The sequence below is a fragment of the Photobacterium sp. ABD4_091 genome (assembly GCF_056160145.1).
This window is the reverse complement of record NZ_JBSWWQ010000002.1, coordinates 524,970-540,509: the sequence shown is the minus strand read 5'-3', so window position 1 is coordinate 540,509 and position 15,540 is coordinate 524,970. Positions and strand designations below refer to the sequence as shown.

The window sequence follows — 15,540 nt, the reverse complement described above, 5'->3', positions numbered from 1 at the left end:
AGGATGTAGAGGGTATTATGAGAAAGTATTGTCCTAACTGCAGCACTGAACTGATTGATCACTGCAATCGACTTGTGTGTCCGAGGAACGACATTGGTGAGTGCACCTATGACGGCTATGAGGTCTATAGACTTTACGAAGAGACCCATAACCTGATGGAAAGACACAGCCATTCAATTCACGATAATGAATTGACGACTGTTGATTAATAACAGTATCTTAGATGTAAGAAAAAGGTTTATGGATTAACCTTTTTAACAATATTCAAACAATAGGGATAGTTATCGATAGTGGCAGATAATCAAGGCAAGTCAAAGCCCTTACTAGACAGCGGCAAACACCAATATTCCCTTCTTGGGTTTGTGGTGTTTCCTGCTCTCATTTGTTTTGCTGCTATCTATTATTATCAGCCTTCCCCTGCCGGGCTTCGCTGGTCGGCTTCGTGGGTTCCCAGCCTCGATATCAACTTAAGCCTTCAACTCGATGCACTCTCCTTCGTTTTTGTCGGATTAATCAGCAGCATTGGCTTTTTTATTCAGCTCTATGCGCTGGCTTATATGAAGAGCAAAGCCGAACGCTTTTCATTCCACCTCTATCTCACCCTGTTCATGCTCTCAATGCTCGGGCTGGTGCTAAGTGACAACATCATCTTGATGTTTGTGTTCTGGGAACTCACAACAATCACTTCTTACCTGCTTATCGGGTTCAATCATGAAAACGAAAAGTCGCGCAAGAACGCCTTGCAGTCTTTGGTTGTCACAGGGGCTGGCGGCCTAGCACTGCTGGCTGGTTTGATACTACTAGGCCAAATTGCAGGTAGCTATGAAATAAGCACCATCATAGACAAGACGGTTAACGCCAAAGACAGTGTTACCCAGCATCCCTATTTCACCCCATCGTTAGTGCTGGTTCTCCTTGGCGCTTTTACCAAATCCGCCCAGTTTCCTTTTCACTTCTGGTTGCCTGGCGCGATGGCTGCACCGACGCCTGTCAGTGCCTTTCTACACTCAGCGACCATGGTCAAAGCTGGTATCTACCTGCTGGCCAGGCTTTCGCCTGTGTATGCCAGCAGTGATCTCTGGTTCTATACACTTATTACTGTTGGTGGTTTCACTGCGCTGTGGTCGGCTGTCATTGCGCTGATGCAAAAAGACCTCAAACTGATGCTGGCTTTCAGTACCAATACGATACTTGGGATCCTGACCCTACTGCTCGGCATCGGAACAGAAACGGCCTTGGCTGCCGCTATCTTGTTTATCCTTGCCCATGCCTTCTATAAGGCTGCATTGTTCATGGTGGTCGGCAATATCGACAAGGCAACCGGTACCCGTGATATTAGGGTATTGTATGGCTTAAAGGCCGTACTCATCTTTAGCTTTGCTTCTGGCCTTATTGCCGCCCTATCAAAAGCTGGAATACCGCCATTATTGGGGTTCCTGAGTAAAGAATACGCTTATAAGGCAGGGCTGGAAGTCCATGGCATCGTAATGTTAGCCCTAGTCATGATAAACGCTGTAATGGTCGCGCTAGCTATTGCGGTGATATCGCAGCCATTTTTACGGGAGAAAATAGAAGATAACCCTACGGTGAAATCCATCGAGGCAGAAATAGGCTACTGGATCCCGCCCATGGTCTTAGCCTGTTGCAGCGTTATTGTCCCGACTCTTGGGCTTGGCTGGCTTAATGAATATGTACTATCTGTCGCCATTTTTGAAATTAACCAAGTCGACCAGTCGAGTCCGGTTAAATTATGGCAAGGGATCAACCTGCCCTTAATCATGAGTGCAGTAACGCTAGCGCTTGGGATCCTTATCTTTAAGTACATGTCGTCAGTTACCCAAGCGTTAAATAAAGTGCTTAACCCTCTCCCAGTCGCTAGCGAAGTTTTTGAAAAGTGCATGGCAGCAATGTTGTCTGTTGCCACTTGGCAAACAGCGCGTTTACAGCAACGCAAGCTTAGCGTGTATGCCTTACTATTCTTCTCAGTGCTTGCCGCAATTTTGCTGTTGAGCCCAATTTTGCCAAATGGCGACTTCCTTGAGCGTATCCTTACGCTCAAGCTGTACGAAATTTCCATCGCACTGTTATTGATAGCTGCCGCCCTGCTGTGTGTTTTCTCCACCTCACGGCTTCTTTCAATTGCGGGGCTCGGTGCTATCGGCTTTTTAATGACACTGGTCTTCATGATTTACAGCGCGCCAGATGTGGCCAAAACCCTATTGCTGGTTGAAACCTTGATGGTGGTGTTTGTTGCGTTATTAATTCGCCACTTACCCCACTTCAGCACGGTTGCAAAGCATCCGGCTAGCCGCCGGGCTTTCCATGCTGCCATCGCTGCCGTAATCGGCTTTTCTGTTACCGCGCTGCTTGTCACCATTACCAAGGCTCCGCTGGACTCTCCACTCGCTGACTTCTTCGCTCAGAACAGCGTACCCGGCGGCCATGGCCGAAATATTGTCAATGTCATTCTGGTCGACTTCAGGGCTTTCGATACCATGGGCGAAGCCATTGTTGTGGTTATCGCAGCAATTGCTGCTATTAGCTTGTTTCAAAATCATTCCCAACAGCAAAACCGAATTCAATCTCTGATTTTTGGTACGACTGCACACATCGTTTCCGTATTGATGATGGTCTTTTCCCTGTACCTCCTTCTGCGCGGCCATAACTCACCGGGTGGCGGTTTCATCGGTGCCTTGATCGCCGTTATTGGTTTGACCCTGCTTATTTTCGCCGAGTCACCACAATACGTCAGGGAACGACTAGGCTATAGGCCGATGAATATTGCAATGGTTGGCGTCTTCCTGAGCTTATTGGCAGGCGGTATTGGCCTAGTGATGGGACAGCCTTTCTTAACCGGGATTTGGTGGAAGGAGATTTTACCTTTGGGCACACCGCTCATTTTCGATGTCGGTATCTATCTCGCCGTTATTGGTGGCGTGCTTGAAGTCTTATTGCGCGTGAATGAGGAGCTCGATTGATGGAAATACTTTGGAGCTTGGTCGTTGGGGGATTTGTCACAGCAGGGGTTTACCTCATGCTGGAGCGCCACATTATACGCATTCTGCTTGGGCTTATCTTAATCAGTAACGCGGTCAATTTAGCCATTTTCACTGCTGGTCGGCTAACGCCGGGCAATCCGCCGTTGATTGATGCTAACTCTGTGCTACCGCCAGAGGGAGCTGCGGATCCCTTGCCGCAAGCACTTATTCTGACCGCTATCGTGATTGGCTTTGGGTTATTGGTTTTCGCATTGATGTTGCTCTACCGGGCATACACCGAAACAGGATCTGCTGATGTCGATGCCATGCAACGCTCTGAGGAGGATCAATGACCTCAGTTTGGCTCACACTACCTGTTGTTATATCGCTACTGACCGCAACCGGTGCCTTTTTTGTCCGCCACAACCACAAGGCCATCAACTGGATTAGCGGCTCAAGCGTTATCCTTTCTGTATTATGTAGTGTGCAGTTATTGGCTGATATCACGGCAAACGGCCCTTATGCTGTGGCATTTAGTAACTGGATGGCTCCTTTCGGCATAGTGTTTGCGGCGGATTACCTTGCCGTTGCAATGACTGTCATAACCGCAATTATCGGTGCAGTCACCGTGTTTTACGCCATGGCTGATCTCAAGCACAAGCCTTCATACGGCCTCTATCATGTGTTGTTTCATGTTTTGCTGGCGGGGGTATATGGTGCATTTTTGACAGGCGATATCTTCAACCTGTATGTATGGTTCGAGGTCATGCTCATTGCGTCATTTGGCCTGATGATTGTCGATGCCGAGCGAAAGCAAATCGACGGTGCCGTTAAATACGTCCTGCTCAACCTAATTTCGACACTGGTCTTCCTATTAGCGATTGGCTTGACCTATGGGGCAACGGGAAGCCTCAACCTTGCCGATCTACACCTAAAATTCCCTGGAGTAGATACGCAAACTGCCACTGTGCTGTCAGCGTTATTCCTATTCACTTTTGCCATCAAATCAGCGCTATTCCCTTTATTTGCTTGGTTACCAGCGTCATACCATACATTGCCCAGTGCTGTCGTCGCCCTATTTGCAGCCCTGCTCACCAAGGTAGGGGTTTATGCCTTGATCAGGGTTTTCACCTTACTTTTTCCGCTTACCGAAACCAATTGGCAACCCATGCTATTCTGGATTAGCGGCCTGACAATGCTCACTGGTGTACTGGGTGCTGCCAGCCAATTTGATATTAAAAAGATCCTTTCATTTCATATTATCAGCCAGATTGGTTATATGATTATGGGCTTAGCTTTGTATACCCCTATCGCCATTGCCGGCGCGATTTTCTATATCATTCACCACATCATCGTAAAAGCAAATCTGTTCTTGATTGGCGGCTTTATTGAGAGAAAATATGGGACAAGCCAGTTGCGCCATTTAGGCGGCGTTTACAAAGCCATGCCATGGCTTGCTTTCCTGTTTCTTATCCCTGCTTTTTCATTAGCCGGTTTCCCACCGCTATCTGGCTTTTGGGGTAAATTTTTGGTTATCAAAGCCAGTATTATCAATGACTACAATGTACTGGCAGCCACAGCTCTGGTGGTTGGTTTATTGACTATTTTCTCTATGACAAAAATATGGAGTGAAGCCTTCTGGAAAGCGCCTGCAGCAGAGCAAACAGCACAGGAACTTACCCTGCCTACCACACTGCTTTACTGCTTGCCCATTGCCACTTTAACGATGATGACAATAACTATCGGGCTTGTGGCCCAGCCTTTCTTCGAATTTGCCAATGAAGCAGCAGAGCAGCTATTGAACCCAATACAGTATATTCACGCTGTACTGGGCGAGCCGTAAAGGAGCAAAGAAATGAGTTATTTTATCCTAAACCTGTTTCTTGCCATGGCATGGACACTGATCAATGGCCAATACAGCAGTGTCGATTTTATTGTTGGCTTTATTGTCGGGTATTTTACCCTCAGCCTTTGCCAACCGTTCGGGTTGAAAACCGGTTACTTCAAGAAATTTACTGCTTTCGTAAAACTCGTCATTTATTTCTGTTACGAAATGATCGTATCTGTCGCTAAAGTGGTCTGGGATGTCATCACGCCAACCCATTTGAGCCAACCGGACATTGTCTACGTACCGCTTGATGCCGAGACAGATCTCGAAATTACCCTGCTGGCCAACATGGTGTCATTAACACCGGGTAGCTTGAGCCTAGATGTCACGCCCGACAAGAAATACCTCATCTTGCATGTCATGTTTGCCCCTGATCATGAAAGCGTCAAGCAGGACATCAAACAGGGGATGGAAGCGCGGATTTTGGAGGTAACACGTGGCTGATTTCCTTCAAGTGAGCATTCAACTCTCCTACATCGGCTTAATTGTCAGCTTGGTATTGGCCTTTATACGCCTAATACTTGGACCAACTTTAGCTGACCGGGTGGTTGCATTGGATTTGATATCTTTCGTTACTATCGGCTTTATTGCTGTGTATACCCTAGATAGTGGCCAGAAGTCATTGCTCGATGTTGCCATCACCCTCGCGTTGGTCGCTTTCCTCGGCACCATTGCCTTTGCTCGGCTGATCACCAAACAGAAACTTGATAAAGGTTAACCATGGACATTTTAATCAGCATACTGCTGCTTTTCGGCACCTTTTTCACCCTTGTTGCCAGCCTAGGTATCGTCAGGATGCCCGATCTTTACACCCGCATGCATGCCGCGACAAAGGCTGGTACCGTGGGGATTTGTTTCCTTTTACTGGCCGTTTCATTATCAATGCCAGAGGTCACTGTGATCTCCAGGGTTATCGGTACGATTTTATTCCTCTTTATCACTGCCCCTGTTGCCGCCCACCTACTCGGCAAAGCAATGCGACAAGCTAACTATCAGATTTGGCGTAATAAGAAGTAACTCCTTTACGCACAGGCCTTCATTGAGATTATTTCCAAACTGATGCCTTTAGTTGTTTTGCCAATTCTCGATATTTTGCTTCATTGATAATCAAATTAAGCTCCGATATTGATATCGGTGTTTTCCCTGACTGGAAATAAAGTGTACGTAATTCATTGATGGCGCTGTTGACCTGAGCTAGAGGAACAGAATCATTTATTATCTCAACCGCATGCCTGACTGAGGCGTCAAAAGAAACAGCATCTTGCCACTCATCATCATTTGATAAGGTAATGAGATCAGTATTCGCACTATTTTTTATTATTGAGGTTCCACCATCAGCCTTTGTCATCACACTGTTTGTAGTAGCGGTATCTTCAACAGGAGGCAACAAGACAGCAAGAATTACAGCCCCTAAAGGGGAAAGAATCAAAGAGATAACGAAGAAGTCAGTCCCAGAATGAGCTCGAAGAGTTGCGAAAACAGCAACAACCACAGATAAAAACAACCACACAAAAGCAAATATTAACCACATAACAGCCCCTTAATGAATTGTTTTTCATTAATGCCAAATACGCAGTCGCCAAGTTTTTAGCTCTACCTTTGATAAACAAACTCGCACTGAATAACAGCATTTGTTTAATTTTTATACACGACATCTATTTGAACCGTGATCTTTCTCGAAATACGTGAATATTAATTAGTTTCATTACAAGATAATGACCTATGCCTAACTATCTCCCATGTCGAAATCTACATACCCACCATTTAGCGGCAACCTGCCACTAAATGGTAATTCCTTTCATATTAACTTTGCCTCTATTCCGGGCTTCGCATAACTTAACCGGCCTAGCCTGTGTGTTGAGTGATAGCTGTCCAAGCCTGACAACGCCACAGTACCCAGTGCTTCTATATCAATGTATCCACCAGAAGTCAGGGCGTTAACATCGACATCAATGTGTGTCACCTCGCCGATAACCATATCCACACCATTAATTTCCAGGGTCTGTACCGAGCGCAAAGCCAGTGCGAATTTCAAAGCGCTCTCTTTTACAAATGGTGCCGATGTGCCAGATAGCCATTGGGGGGTTAGTCCCACTTCAGAAAATTCAGAAACATCTTTGGAGTAACGAGCGGAGGTTTGATGAGCACGCTGCCAGATCTCCACATTGACATGATTGACTGTGTATTCACCCACTTCGAGAATGTTTTCGAGCGTATCTCGCCTTAAAGTATGAGGGCGCATTATCATACCGATTAACGCTGGATTTGCACCAAGGTGAAACACCGAACTGACAATAGCAAGATTGGTATTGCCTTTGTTATCTTGGGTCCCGATTAAATTTGCACTTTTGAACCCAGACAGGCTGTTAATTAAATTAATTCGATAACGGTCGTCCATTTCCAATAAGTCTGCTTTGCTAAAATGCATCTTACCTACCTGACATTGAATGATCATGGGATTGCTATACAGCCTTTCAGATACTCAGCCGCAAAGCAGAATGATCACACCCTTATCTTATTTCTCCTCCCCTTCTCCCCTATTTCGCACCTCTTTCGACCTATAATTATCCATTGTGAATAGGCGAGACCGAAAAAAACCGAAAAAAACCGAAAAAAACCGAAAAAAACCGAAAAAAATTAAATAGATAAAGCCATGTAAAACAAAGGAAAAAATGGAAAAACATCAAAACCTCATGCAGGTTACTAAAAGTTAACTAGTTGCACTTAGCATCCAGGCAACCATAATAAACCACATAGAGGGGGCGATCGAATTGATTGTTAGCCCAGTACAGTCCAGTGACATCTATTGAAGGATTTAGTTATGAATAGCGTTCTAATCATCAACGCCCATGAACCATCACCATTTTCTGAAGGCAAACTAAACGCAGCCCTGGTAGAAAAGGCGCGTACCCAGCTTGAAGCTAAAGGTCATGCTGTTCGCGTAGTGACGATGCAAGACGAGATTATTGTCGATGAACAGCTAGGTCACTTTGACTGGGCTGACCGCGTTATTTTGCAGTCACCTGTCAACTGGATGACAATCCCATGGTCTTTCAAACGCTATATGGATGACGTATTCACTGCAGGTATGGGCGGAGGCCTGTGTAATTTTGATGGCCGCAGCTCAGAGAACCCAACCAAAAATTACGGGACTGGCGGTACTCAAACGAACACTAAATATATGCTTTCTTTCACTTTCAACGCCCCTGAAGAATCATTCAATGACGAGAATGAATATTTGTTTGAAGGTAAGAGTGTCGATGATTTAATGTTCCATATGCATGCTAACTTCCGTTTCTTCGGCATGTCAGCCCTACCGACATTTGCTTGTTACGACGTAATGAAAAATGGCGATATTGAAAATGACTTCAATCGCTTCGAAGCGCATTTGGACGCAAACTTTTAACAGGGGGTAGCAAAATGAGCAAATTCACTTACTACACCGAAGATAGCGCTCCTGATGAGTCAAAAGAACTGGTCGCACAGTCACTCAAGGGATTTGGTATGCTTCCTAACCTTCACAGCATCTTAGCGGAAGCTCCTGCAACTTACGAAGCCTACAACACAACCTTTGAGTTGTTCATGAAGAACACAACTTTTAGCCCGCTGGAGCAACAAGTCGTGTTTATGACAGCTAACTTCGAAAATAACTGCCATTACTGTGTACCAGGCCATACTTGGATGATGAAAGCAGGGAAAATGCCAGAGGAAGTGATTGAGGCTTTGCGTGAAGGCACCGTCATTCCCGACGCCAAACTGCAAGCACTGCATGACTTTGCAAAAGCCCTGTTAGATAACCGCGGTCACATTGGTGATGAGCGCCTACAGGCTTTCTTGGATGCCGGTTATACCAAACGACAGGCATTAGAGGTACTAACAGGTCTATCGGCAAAGTTAATTTCTAACTTCACCAATGCCCTGGCTCATACCCAAACAGATAAGCCTTTTGAGCAATTTGCCTGGATCCACCCAAGCGAAAGATAACGGTTTATCTATTTACCAAGCTATTAAATAACAGCAGAACAAGCATAGGCTTGTTCTGCTTTTTGTTATATTGCCGTCTGTGATGCAGCTCGTTGTTAGACTCTTAAAACAACAGAGATATCTCATTCTTGCCCCATTCTGTTTTGTTTTAGATATCAATGATGTAAAGAGAGTCAATTTATGATGTGCGTTTATTCATCACATAAGGCTGTTAAGAAACCTCACGACTAACCTGTTTAGGTTGTTTTCTATCATTCACATTAGTTATGCACTATTGCAGGCCATCTGGTACATAAAAAATTCATATGCTTCAGTTACTCTCACACACCAGACTGTTTCAACGAATTTTGTATGCGTGATAAGCATCCCATAGACGGGTCAAAAACAGATTAAATGAGATAGCTACAGAGGAACAGTGAGTAAACCACTGTGAGGATCACAAGGGAAATAATAAGCAATGAAAAATACACATTTTATCGAAGTAAAAAGGTACATGGAACGTCATTATTCAGTACCTGCAGCTTACATTGATAACCTGAAGTCAGCACCACTTAAAGGGTTTCCTAATCAATATGCTGTCCTTGTAGAAGCGTTCGATAAAGAGTGGAGCTTATTGATTGATACCAGCACGTCGAATATCAACATTACAGAAGTTTAAACAGCGTATATTTCGTAATGGTTTGTAGTGGCTGAATGAGTTTGGCCACTCTATTAGAGGCTTCGCAATACTTCAGATGATCCGTTAAACGTTAATTTATCAAAATCACTGACCGCTTTTTCCAACATATTTCCGGCCCGGTATATAACCGATGAGGAAACTTTTCATGGCTCGATGTCTAAACAGATAAAGCCCTGGAAAGAAAGTTTAAGTTCATAACGCTGTGGGGTTTCAATGCCAAACGCTCATAGGCGAGAGCTTCAGCCAGCTCTTTCATACCGCCCCTTAGCGCTGACTCCGTCAGTGTCCAGTCAATGATATCCCGCTGAGCATGGCTGCCTCCGAAGCTATTTGTAATGTAACGGGCTTGGTAGAGTCTCTCTGCAGCGACTCTATAGTCGCCTTGCCAAAATGACTTGAACCCTTCAAGCAGTGGCAAACCGGTTTGACGTGCCCATACCTCCACCTCGCTCTGTGGGTTGTCCAGCCTCTGGAAGATTGTCAAAAGCCGCTCCACCTCTTCATTGCGCCCTGCGCCTAGGTAGGCCATCACTGCATGACAATCATTAAAAGGGTAGAGTTTGCCATCTGCGTGTTGATCCCACATATTCGCCAGCTCCAGCCAACGATTCGCAACCTTACAACCTGACAGTTCCAGCCGCCATAGAAGAGCTGAGGCATCAACCATATCTAGGGCAACACTGCTGTGATTCCCGCGAATCGGCCCGTCATAGAGTTCAAGAGCCTCTTCAGAGTGTCCCTGTTCCAAGTGATAGAGTGCCAAGTGCCACCAATTATGTACCTTGAAAAAGTTATCATCTCCGGACCAATAGCGCTCACGGTTGGTCATCCAACCTATACCGTCCTGAACCCGCCCCTGCATCTCCATTACGTGGGCAACAGCGTGATGTGCCCAGCAATCAAGGGGCTCGAGCTCAGTAGCCTGTCGTCCAACCTCTTCAGCTTGAGCATAATGATTACACTCCTCCAAGCCAAAGGAGTACATCCCAAGAACTATGGAGTAGCCTGGTATATCTGGAGACCAGTTACGCAAAACACGAGCCATCCGATCACGCAGGTTCCTGGCATTTGCCCGGTAGAAATCGATCAGGTGACCTACCTGTAAGCCAACAATATCCTGCGGGTAAGCGACATTATGGTGATCCAGAGCGATGGCAGCAGCACTCCAATTGCCTTTGAGCAGTTGATTCAAGGTGGCAATATGAGACTTTTCCCTTTCGTTGAGCGAAAGTGTTTTTGCTTTATCCAGGAGCTGTTGACTCGCTGTTATAGCTTCGGGCTCTGTCGCCATTGCGTATAGATAAGCCTTGAGGATATAAGCCATTCCCAAACCGGGGGCTTGCTCTATGGCATTGTCTAATAAAGTAATAGGATCGCCCCGGTATAGATTGAAGGTTTCGACTGCCTTGTTATATAGCTCAACCGCTTCTGGTGTTGCGCCTGACAACTTATTACCTTGTTGATCAGAAAACATAACCGAATCCTCCTAGGATGCCTTTACTCGAAGGAACTTTTGCACAGGTTAGGTCGCTTAAGTGTAGTCAATTTAGATGTACTCTTAGTGCACTAAGAATCGATACGCTCAGTGTGGACAGCAGATAATTATGACTTCATAACTCACCACTTCACTATGCCGAGTGTCACTTTTACCCCACCCACCAAGGTAGAACCGCCGTAATCCTTGGCTAGGCGTAACAAAGTGTCATGAAACCCAAGGTTAGGAAACGCCGCTTCCACTTCTGCAATAATTTCCTTACTCAAGCCTTTTCGGATGGTTCCTTTTGAAGCATCTATCCAATCGGCTTTGCGGCAAGCTTCAATCACCTTTTGGTGCTCCCCTTTGTAAGGTGAGATCTTATGGTGCCAATGAATTGCACCGCGCAGCGCCTCAGGGTCCAGACCCGACTCAAATTTCTCATTATCGGCCAATGCTACTGCCTCGGAAGGCTCCAAATAAGCCAGTTCGTGATCTGTCCATAATCCTATATCGTGATAGACAAAAGCCGTTTCGACCAACTGCTCATACTCCGCATCATTTCCCAGAAAGTGCATGGCGTAAGTAATGGTGCGATAAACATGGTTTCGGTAGCCGGGATAATCATCACCGATCTGGTCTTTATACCGTGCGAATAGCATTTCAACTCGTGGACGCTCAAGCTGTATATCTATCAGGGACATGCCTCATGCTCCTTTGGAGAAAGTGTTGTACGCTTTGGTCACTGGAATAATGATTTGAGAAAACAGTGCGGTTCCCCAAAGCAAATTCGCGACTATCGATGGAACAAATGCAACCGTCGCCAAGGTTATCAATGCCATTGTGATACCGAATGCCCTTACTTTGGCCGTCGCAAAGCGATGGGCTGTGCGAAGCTCAATCACATCTTGTATTTTCAATAAGCAATAAAGATAGGACACCAGTCCCAAGCAGCCAATTACTGCGTATTTCAGCGGGTACTGGTCGAGGAAAGAGACCTTTACCTCGGCTGATAATGCCACACCGATTGTGACCGCTGACAGCATCAATATTAGATGGGCAATAACCCATTTGACCAATGTCTTTGGCTTATCATCCCTTGGCTTGCCATTTCCGACAAAATCAAAATAAATCCAACACAGGACGAAAATGGCTGCGCCACCCAGGACATAATTAAAGAACACATCGACCACAACCTGGTCGATGCCTTTATCCGCCAACGTAATAACCAGTTTGAAAAAGCCCTCACCGGCGACAATAAGTAATAACAGTGCAAAACGCTCTGCCATATGACCAAACCGAGGAATAAAACGCTCACAATGTAATACACCCACTTTAGGAAGGACATAGAGAACAGCCATCAGCAACATGGCAAGGCTAAATACCAGATAGCTATAGGGTTTTGGCAAGAATGCACTGATAAGAAACAAGATTGCCCCTATTAAAAAAAAACGGGCTAATCTGCTTGGCAACTCCGCTTCCGTTTCCCCTACAAATCTCGCCCGCCAATATAACAAGGCAATAATGGCTCGGTTTACGGCATAACCCACCGCGAAATACGCCCAGCCACCTCCGTCTATATGCATGATAGACGCAGACATCACCATGATAGTAATGATCTGGGAAGCCATGATGTAACGATGCTGTATATCGGTACTGACGTAAAGTGAGTTAAACAAGCTTAAATCGAACCAAGCAAACCAAATCACCACAAAGATAGCGACAACATGAACAAGATCGTAGAACAGCTCTATCCAATGAACGTGATCATTACTGGTTTTGGCATCTAAATGATGCTGCGGCTTACGCCAAAGAGGATGGCTCGAGAGACTCATTTCAACATCAACCTTCCATATGTATTTTTCGTCACATGGTTTATTATGGTAACCTTAATCCCATAATCAACCAGTTTACTTTTTGTAACTTATAAATGAGGTAGATAGCGTGGAAGGCGTCGTAAAAGTTGATAGCAAAGGGCGTAAGTCTGTCGCCAATGTCTGCACAGAGCCATGCGCCATTGAGAAAGGCATGCGCCTGATTGGCGGAAAATGGAAAGGCTCGCTGATTTATCACTTAAAAGATGGTCCAGTTCGTTTCAACGACTTGGCTCGTTTACTGGGTGGCGCAAGTAAAAAGATGGTCGACCAGCGCCTCAAAGAACTTGAAGCTGAAGGCATGGTGATTCGCAAAGTGATCAGTGACCGCCCTATCGCCGTCAGTTATGAACTTACTGAGTTTGGCCGAACAGCCCTGAAGATTCTTGATGACCTTCGTGTCTGGTCTGAAAGTCACAAGCTTTAGGCTATTCTCTATCCACAACAGTGATTATATTCAAGCGTAAAAGCGGGGTAACAGCCATGACAAAAACGGTTGAACAAGCTTCTGAGTTGCTTAAAATCTGGGGAGCAACTGACGCCCAGTGCAAGCTCATCCTGCCCGATGACATCAGCCACACCGAACTGGAAGCAAGGGTTAACACCTTGCTTTCCATCCAAGAAAGCCTGGTTTGTATCTAACACCCAGTAAATCAACAAAAATTCGAATAGAACTTTAAATGTGCTTGCAAACACCCAGAGATGGGTATACCATCATCGTAAATTCACGATGAACGATAAACGATAAACACGAGTTAAAATCACTATGGCCGACTGTTTAACTAACCTCGACCCGATTGAACTAGATGAAGCAACCGAAAAAGAACTCGCTGCTTTTGGCAAGGCAATCAGCCATCCGGCTCGAGTCCGGTTGCTAAGGATCCTGGCCAGTGGCCAATGTCTTGGTACTGATCTTGTCGACCAATTGGATCTTGCACAATCGACAATTTCTGAGCATCTACGCGTTCTTAAGCTAGCGGGCTTGGTTCATGCTGAAGTCCAGCACCCCCGCACTTGTTTCAGCCTGAAGCCTGAAGCAATGGCAAGAATGAAAGAATTAATTGGCTACATCGCCTAATTTCAACAGCGCCTGAATGTTATTTCCCAGTCAGGCATTTTTATCACCATCATAATCGCAATTCGACGATAATCGATAAACATTAAGGTACAACTCATGGGCATATTTGAACGTTATCTAAGTGTCTGGGTAGGTCTGGCAATGGTTGCTGGCCTACTTGGGGGCACTGCTTTTCCCGAGCTCTTCTCATTTATGGGTGGACTAGAATACGCAAATATCAACTTCATCATCGCCGTTCTGATTTGGCTAATGATTTACCCAATGATGATGCAGATTGACTTTTCTTCGATAAAAGATATCCACCGCCGTCCCAAGGGGTTAATCGTTACTCTTACCGTAAACTGGCTGATCAAGCCTTTTACTATGGCGTTTTTGGCTGTGTTGTTCATCAAGCACCTGTTTGGCGACATGATGGGTTTAATTACGCCTGATTTGGCCAATGAATACATCGCAGGCATGATCCTTTTGGGCGTAGCGCCTTGTACGGCAATGGTATTTGTATGGAGTCAATTAACCAAAGGTGATGCCAACTACACCTTGGTTCAGGTTGCCGTCAATGACCTGATTATGGTTGTTGCCTTTGCCCCTCTAGCTGCATTCCTACTGGGTGTAACGGACGTGACAGTACCATGGAGCACGCTAATCATTGCGGTCGTCCTGTATATCGTCATTCCGTTAATCGCTGGCTTGATAACCCGTAAAGTGTTGAAGTCAGAGCAGGCATTGCAGCGCTTTGGTAGCAAAGTGAAACCACTTTCAATCCTTGGCTTAATCAGTACCGTTGTTCTGCTGTTCGGTTTCCAGGCTCCACAAATCCTGGCTAACCCTCTGGATATTGTATTGATTGCTATCCCACTGATCATTCAAACATTCTTGATCTTTGCGATTGCCTACTACTGGATGTTCAAGTGGAAAGAGCCGCATCGTGTAGCAGCACCTGGCGGTATGATTGGCGCTTCTAACTTCTTCGAGCTTGCTGTTGCCGTCGCTATCAGTCTGTTTGGTCTTCACTCAGGCGCCGCTCTGGCGACCGTAGTTGGCGTACTGGTCGAGGTACCTGTCATGCTGGCTCTAGTGGCCTATGCGAACAAGACCCGCGATAAATTCCCAGTTGCTCACGCTGTTTAATTCCTGACAATGCCTGCCCCTGACAACAGGGGCAGCAAATACTCACAATCAATAACGAAAAACGGAATCCTCACTATGTCTACTATTACTGTTTTCGACCCTGCAATGTGTTGTTCATCTGGTGTCTGTGGCCCGAAGCCGGACCAAAAGCTATCTGTTTTTTCCGCTGACCTTCAACACCTAGAAACGATCGGTCATAGCGTAACTCGCCACAACCTTGCACAAGAACCAGCAGCCTTCGTCTCAAACCTAACCGTCAAAGCGCTATTGGATGCAAATCAAAACGAAGCATTACCTATCATCCTGCGCGACGGTGAGTTGATCAGCTATGGCACCTACCCTAACCGTGAACAGCTTATTGCGTTAGTCAACGGTAGCCAACCACAGCCAGAACACGTCGAAGAAACCGTTGCAAAGACAACTAGCTGTTGCTGCAACGGTGAATGCTAAGGGGGGA

The 15,540-nt window shown here is 45.8% G+C and carries 19 protein-coding genes; 14 read left to right on the top strand and 5 right to left on the bottom strand.

The window, feature by feature from the left end; genetic code table 11:
- Nucleotides 1-365 precede the first annotated feature (365 nt).
- The 6 genes from mbhE to mnhG are packed head-to-tail and all read left to right on the top strand — an operon-like array spanning nt 366 to nt 5,883.
- Nucleotides 366-2,978, top strand: a complete 2,613-nt coding sequence (mbhE, locus tag ACXAGQ_RS16660) for a hydrogen gas-evolving membrane-bound hydrogenase subunit E (RefSeq protein WP_475256605.1) — start codon at nt 366-368, stop codon at nt 2,976-2,978.
- A complete protein-coding gene (locus ACXAGQ_RS16655) occupies nt 2,978-3,331 on the top strand; it encodes a Na+/H+ antiporter subunit C (RefSeq protein WP_475255330.1) in 354 nt (117 codons plus the stop codon). The genes mbhE and ACXAGQ_RS16655 overlap by 1 nt, the downstream gene beginning before the upstream one ends.
- Nucleotides 3,328-4,821 carry a proton-conducting transporter transmembrane domain-containing protein gene (locus ACXAGQ_RS16650; protein ID WP_475255328.1) on the top strand — a complete coding sequence of 498 codons (1,494 nt, stop codon included), beginning with the start codon at nt 3,328-3,330 and terminating at the stop codon, nt 4,819-4,821. The genes ACXAGQ_RS16655 and ACXAGQ_RS16650 overlap by 4 nt, the downstream gene beginning before the upstream one ends.
- 12 nt (nt 4,822-4,833) lie before the next feature.
- Complete coding sequence (locus tag ACXAGQ_RS16645) at nt 4,834-5,310, top strand: Na+/H+ antiporter subunit E (protein ID WP_475255327.1); 477 nt, start codon at nt 4,834-4,836, stop codon at nt 5,308-5,310.
- Complete coding sequence (locus ACXAGQ_RS16640) at nt 5,303-5,584, top strand: monovalent cation/H+ antiporter complex subunit F (protein WP_475255325.1); 282 nt, start codon at nt 5,303-5,305, stop codon at nt 5,582-5,584. The genes ACXAGQ_RS16645 and ACXAGQ_RS16640 overlap by 8 nt, the downstream gene beginning before the upstream one ends.
- Before the next feature lie 2 nt (nt 5,585-5,586).
- Nucleotides 5,587-5,883 carry a monovalent cation/H(+) antiporter subunit G gene (gene mnhG, locus ACXAGQ_RS16635; RefSeq protein WP_475255323.1) on the top strand — a complete coding sequence of 99 codons (297 nt, stop codon included), beginning with the start codon at nt 5,587-5,589 and terminating at the stop codon, nt 5,881-5,883.
- Between the two features lie 28 nt (nt 5,884-5,911).
- Here the strand turns inward: mnhG and ACXAGQ_RS16630 are convergent, their stop codons facing one another.
- Entirely contained in the window at nt 5,912-6,397 is a 486-nt protein-coding gene (locus tag ACXAGQ_RS16630) for a hypothetical protein (protein WP_475255322.1), read from the bottom strand.
- A 267-nt stretch (nt 6,398-6,664) separates the two neighbouring features.
- Nucleotides 6,665-7,294, bottom strand: a complete 630-nt coding sequence (locus ACXAGQ_RS16625; protein WP_475255320.1) for a flavin reductase family protein — start codon at nt 7,292-7,294, stop codon at nt 6,665-6,667.
- Between the two features lie 393 nt (nt 7,295-7,687).
- Here ACXAGQ_RS16625 and ACXAGQ_RS16620 point away from each other — a divergent pair, with 393 nt between their 5' ends.
- The 3 genes from ACXAGQ_RS16620 (at nt 7,688) to ACXAGQ_RS16610 (ending at nt 9,508) form a co-directional block, all read left to right on the top strand.
- On the top strand, nt 7,688-8,272 hold the full coding sequence (locus tag ACXAGQ_RS16620) for an NAD(P)H-dependent oxidoreductase (protein WP_475255319.1): 585 nt from the start codon (nt 7,688-7,690) through the stop codon (nt 8,270-8,272).
- Nucleotides 8,273-8,286: 14 nt separating this feature from the next.
- The gene (locus ACXAGQ_RS16615; protein ID WP_475255318.1) at nt 8,287-8,850 is read left to right on the top strand and encodes a carboxymuconolactone decarboxylase family protein; all 564 of its coding nucleotides are present in this window, start codon (nt 8,287-8,289) and stop codon (nt 8,848-8,850) included.
- 493 nt (nt 8,851-9,343) lie between these two features.
- Entirely contained in the window at nt 9,344-9,508 is a 165-nt protein-coding gene (locus ACXAGQ_RS16610; protein ID WP_475255317.1) for a hypothetical protein, read from the top strand.
- A gap of 178 nt (nt 9,509-9,686) precedes the next feature.
- On the opposite strand, the gene ACXAGQ_RS16605 is transcribed toward ACXAGQ_RS16610, so the two are convergent.
- The 3 genes from ACXAGQ_RS16605 to ACXAGQ_RS16595 all read right to left on the bottom strand — a co-directional run bounded on the left by ACXAGQ_RS16605 (nt 9,687) and on the right by ACXAGQ_RS16595 (nt 12,838).
- The gene (locus tag ACXAGQ_RS16605) at nt 9,687-11,003 is read right to left on the bottom strand and encodes a tetratricopeptide repeat protein (RefSeq protein ID WP_475255315.1); all 1,317 of its coding nucleotides are present in this window, start codon (nt 11,001-11,003) and stop codon (nt 9,687-9,689) included.
- Nucleotides 11,004-11,146: 143 nt separating this feature from the next.
- Nucleotides 11,147-11,707 carry a phosphohydrolase gene (locus ACXAGQ_RS16600; RefSeq protein WP_475255314.1) on the bottom strand — a complete coding sequence of 187 codons (561 nt, stop codon included), beginning with the start codon at nt 11,705-11,707 and terminating at the stop codon, nt 11,147-11,149.
- Between the two features lie 3 nt (nt 11,708-11,710).
- Nucleotides 11,711-12,838, bottom strand: coding sequence for a low temperature requirement protein A (locus ACXAGQ_RS16595; RefSeq protein ID WP_475255312.1), 1,128 nt, complete (start codon nt 12,836-12,838; stop codon nt 11,711-11,713).
- Nucleotides 12,839-12,947: 109 nt separating this feature from the next.
- On the opposite strand from ACXAGQ_RS16595, the gene ACXAGQ_RS16590 reads away from it, so the two are divergent.
- The 5 genes from ACXAGQ_RS16590 to arsD all read left to right on the top strand — a co-directional run bounded on the left by ACXAGQ_RS16590 (nt 12,948) and on the right by arsD (nt 15,533).
- Nucleotides 12,948-13,304 (top strand): winged helix-turn-helix transcriptional regulator, encoded by a 357-nt coding sequence (locus tag ACXAGQ_RS16590; RefSeq protein WP_475255311.1) that lies wholly within the window; start codon nt 12,948-12,950, stop codon nt 13,302-13,304.
- Between the two features lie 56 nt (nt 13,305-13,360).
- Nucleotides 13,361-13,519, top strand: a complete 159-nt coding sequence (locus tag ACXAGQ_RS16585) for a hypothetical protein (protein WP_475255310.1) — start codon at nt 13,361-13,363, stop codon at nt 13,517-13,519.
- A gap of 124 nt (nt 13,520-13,643) precedes the next feature.
- Nucleotides 13,644-13,955 carry an ArsR/SmtB family transcription factor gene (locus ACXAGQ_RS16580; protein ID WP_475255309.1) on the top strand — a complete coding sequence of 104 codons (312 nt, stop codon included), beginning with the start codon at nt 13,644-13,646 and terminating at the stop codon, nt 13,953-13,955.
- A gap of 96 nt (nt 13,956-14,051) precedes the next feature.
- Nucleotides 14,052-15,083: an ACR3 family arsenite efflux transporter gene (gene arsB, locus ACXAGQ_RS16575; protein ID WP_475255308.1), complete on the top strand. Its 1,032-nt coding sequence runs from the start codon at nt 14,052-14,054 to the stop codon at nt 15,081-15,083.
- Between the two features lie 75 nt (nt 15,084-15,158).
- On the top strand, nt 15,159-15,533 hold the full coding sequence (arsD, locus tag ACXAGQ_RS16570) for an arsenite efflux transporter metallochaperone ArsD (RefSeq protein WP_475243349.1): 375 nt from the start codon (nt 15,159-15,161) through the stop codon (nt 15,531-15,533).
- The last annotated feature ends 7 nt before the right edge of the window (nt 15,534-15,540 follow it).

Bases quoted from the DNA above. Each gene is read 5' to 3' on its own strand.
- ACXAGQ_RS16655 (WP_475255330.1), top strand. From the start codon at position 2,978: ATGGAAATACTTTGGAGCTTGGTCGTTGGGGGATTTGTCACAGCAGGG.
- ACXAGQ_RS16650 (WP_475255328.1), top strand. From the start codon at position 3,328: ATGACCTCAGTTTGGCTCACACTACCTGTTGTTATATCGCTACTGACC.
- ACXAGQ_RS16645 (WP_475255327.1), top strand. From the start codon at position 4,834: ATGAGTTATTTTATCCTAAACCTGTTTCTTGCCATGGCATGGACACTG.
- mnhG (WP_475255323.1), top strand. From the start codon at position 5,587: ATGGACATTTTAATCAGCATACTGCTGCTTTTCGGCACCTTTTTCACC.
- ACXAGQ_RS16630 (WP_475255322.1), bottom strand. From the start codon at position 6,397: ATGTGGTTAATATTTGCTTTTGTGTGGTTGTTTTTATCTGTGGTTGTT.
- ACXAGQ_RS16625 (WP_475255320.1), bottom strand. From the start codon at position 7,294: ATGCATTTTAGCAAAGCAGACTTATTGGAAATGGACGACCGTTATCGA.
- ACXAGQ_RS16620 (WP_475255319.1), top strand. From the start codon at position 7,688: ATGAATAGCGTTCTAATCATCAACGCCCATGAACCATCACCATTTTCT.
- ACXAGQ_RS16615 (WP_475255318.1), top strand. From the start codon at position 8,287: ATGAGCAAATTCACTTACTACACCGAAGATAGCGCTCCTGATGAGTCA.
- ACXAGQ_RS16610 (WP_475255317.1), top strand. From the start codon at position 9,344: ATGGAACGTCATTATTCAGTACCTGCAGCTTACATTGATAACCTGAAG.
- ACXAGQ_RS16605 (WP_475255315.1), bottom strand. From the start codon at position 11,003: ATGTTTTCTGATCAACAAGGTAATAAGTTGTCAGGCGCAACACCAGAA.
- ACXAGQ_RS16600 (WP_475255314.1), bottom strand. From the start codon at position 11,707: ATGTCCCTGATAGATATACAGCTTGAGCGTCCACGAGTTGAAATGCTA.
- ACXAGQ_RS16595 (WP_475255312.1), bottom strand. From the start codon at position 12,838: ATGAGTCTCTCGAGCCATCCTCTTTGGCGTAAGCCGCAGCATCATTTA.
- ACXAGQ_RS16585 (WP_475255310.1), top strand. From the start codon at position 13,361: ATGACAAAAACGGTTGAACAAGCTTCTGAGTTGCTTAAAATCTGGGGA.
- ACXAGQ_RS16580 (WP_475255309.1), top strand. From the start codon at position 13,644: ATGGCCGACTGTTTAACTAACCTCGACCCGATTGAACTAGATGAAGCA.
- arsB (WP_475255308.1), top strand. From the start codon at position 14,052: ATGGGCATATTTGAACGTTATCTAAGTGTCTGGGTAGGTCTGGCAATG.
- arsD (WP_475243349.1), top strand. From the start codon at position 15,159: ATGTCTACTATTACTGTTTTCGACCCTGCAATGTGTTGTTCATCTGGT.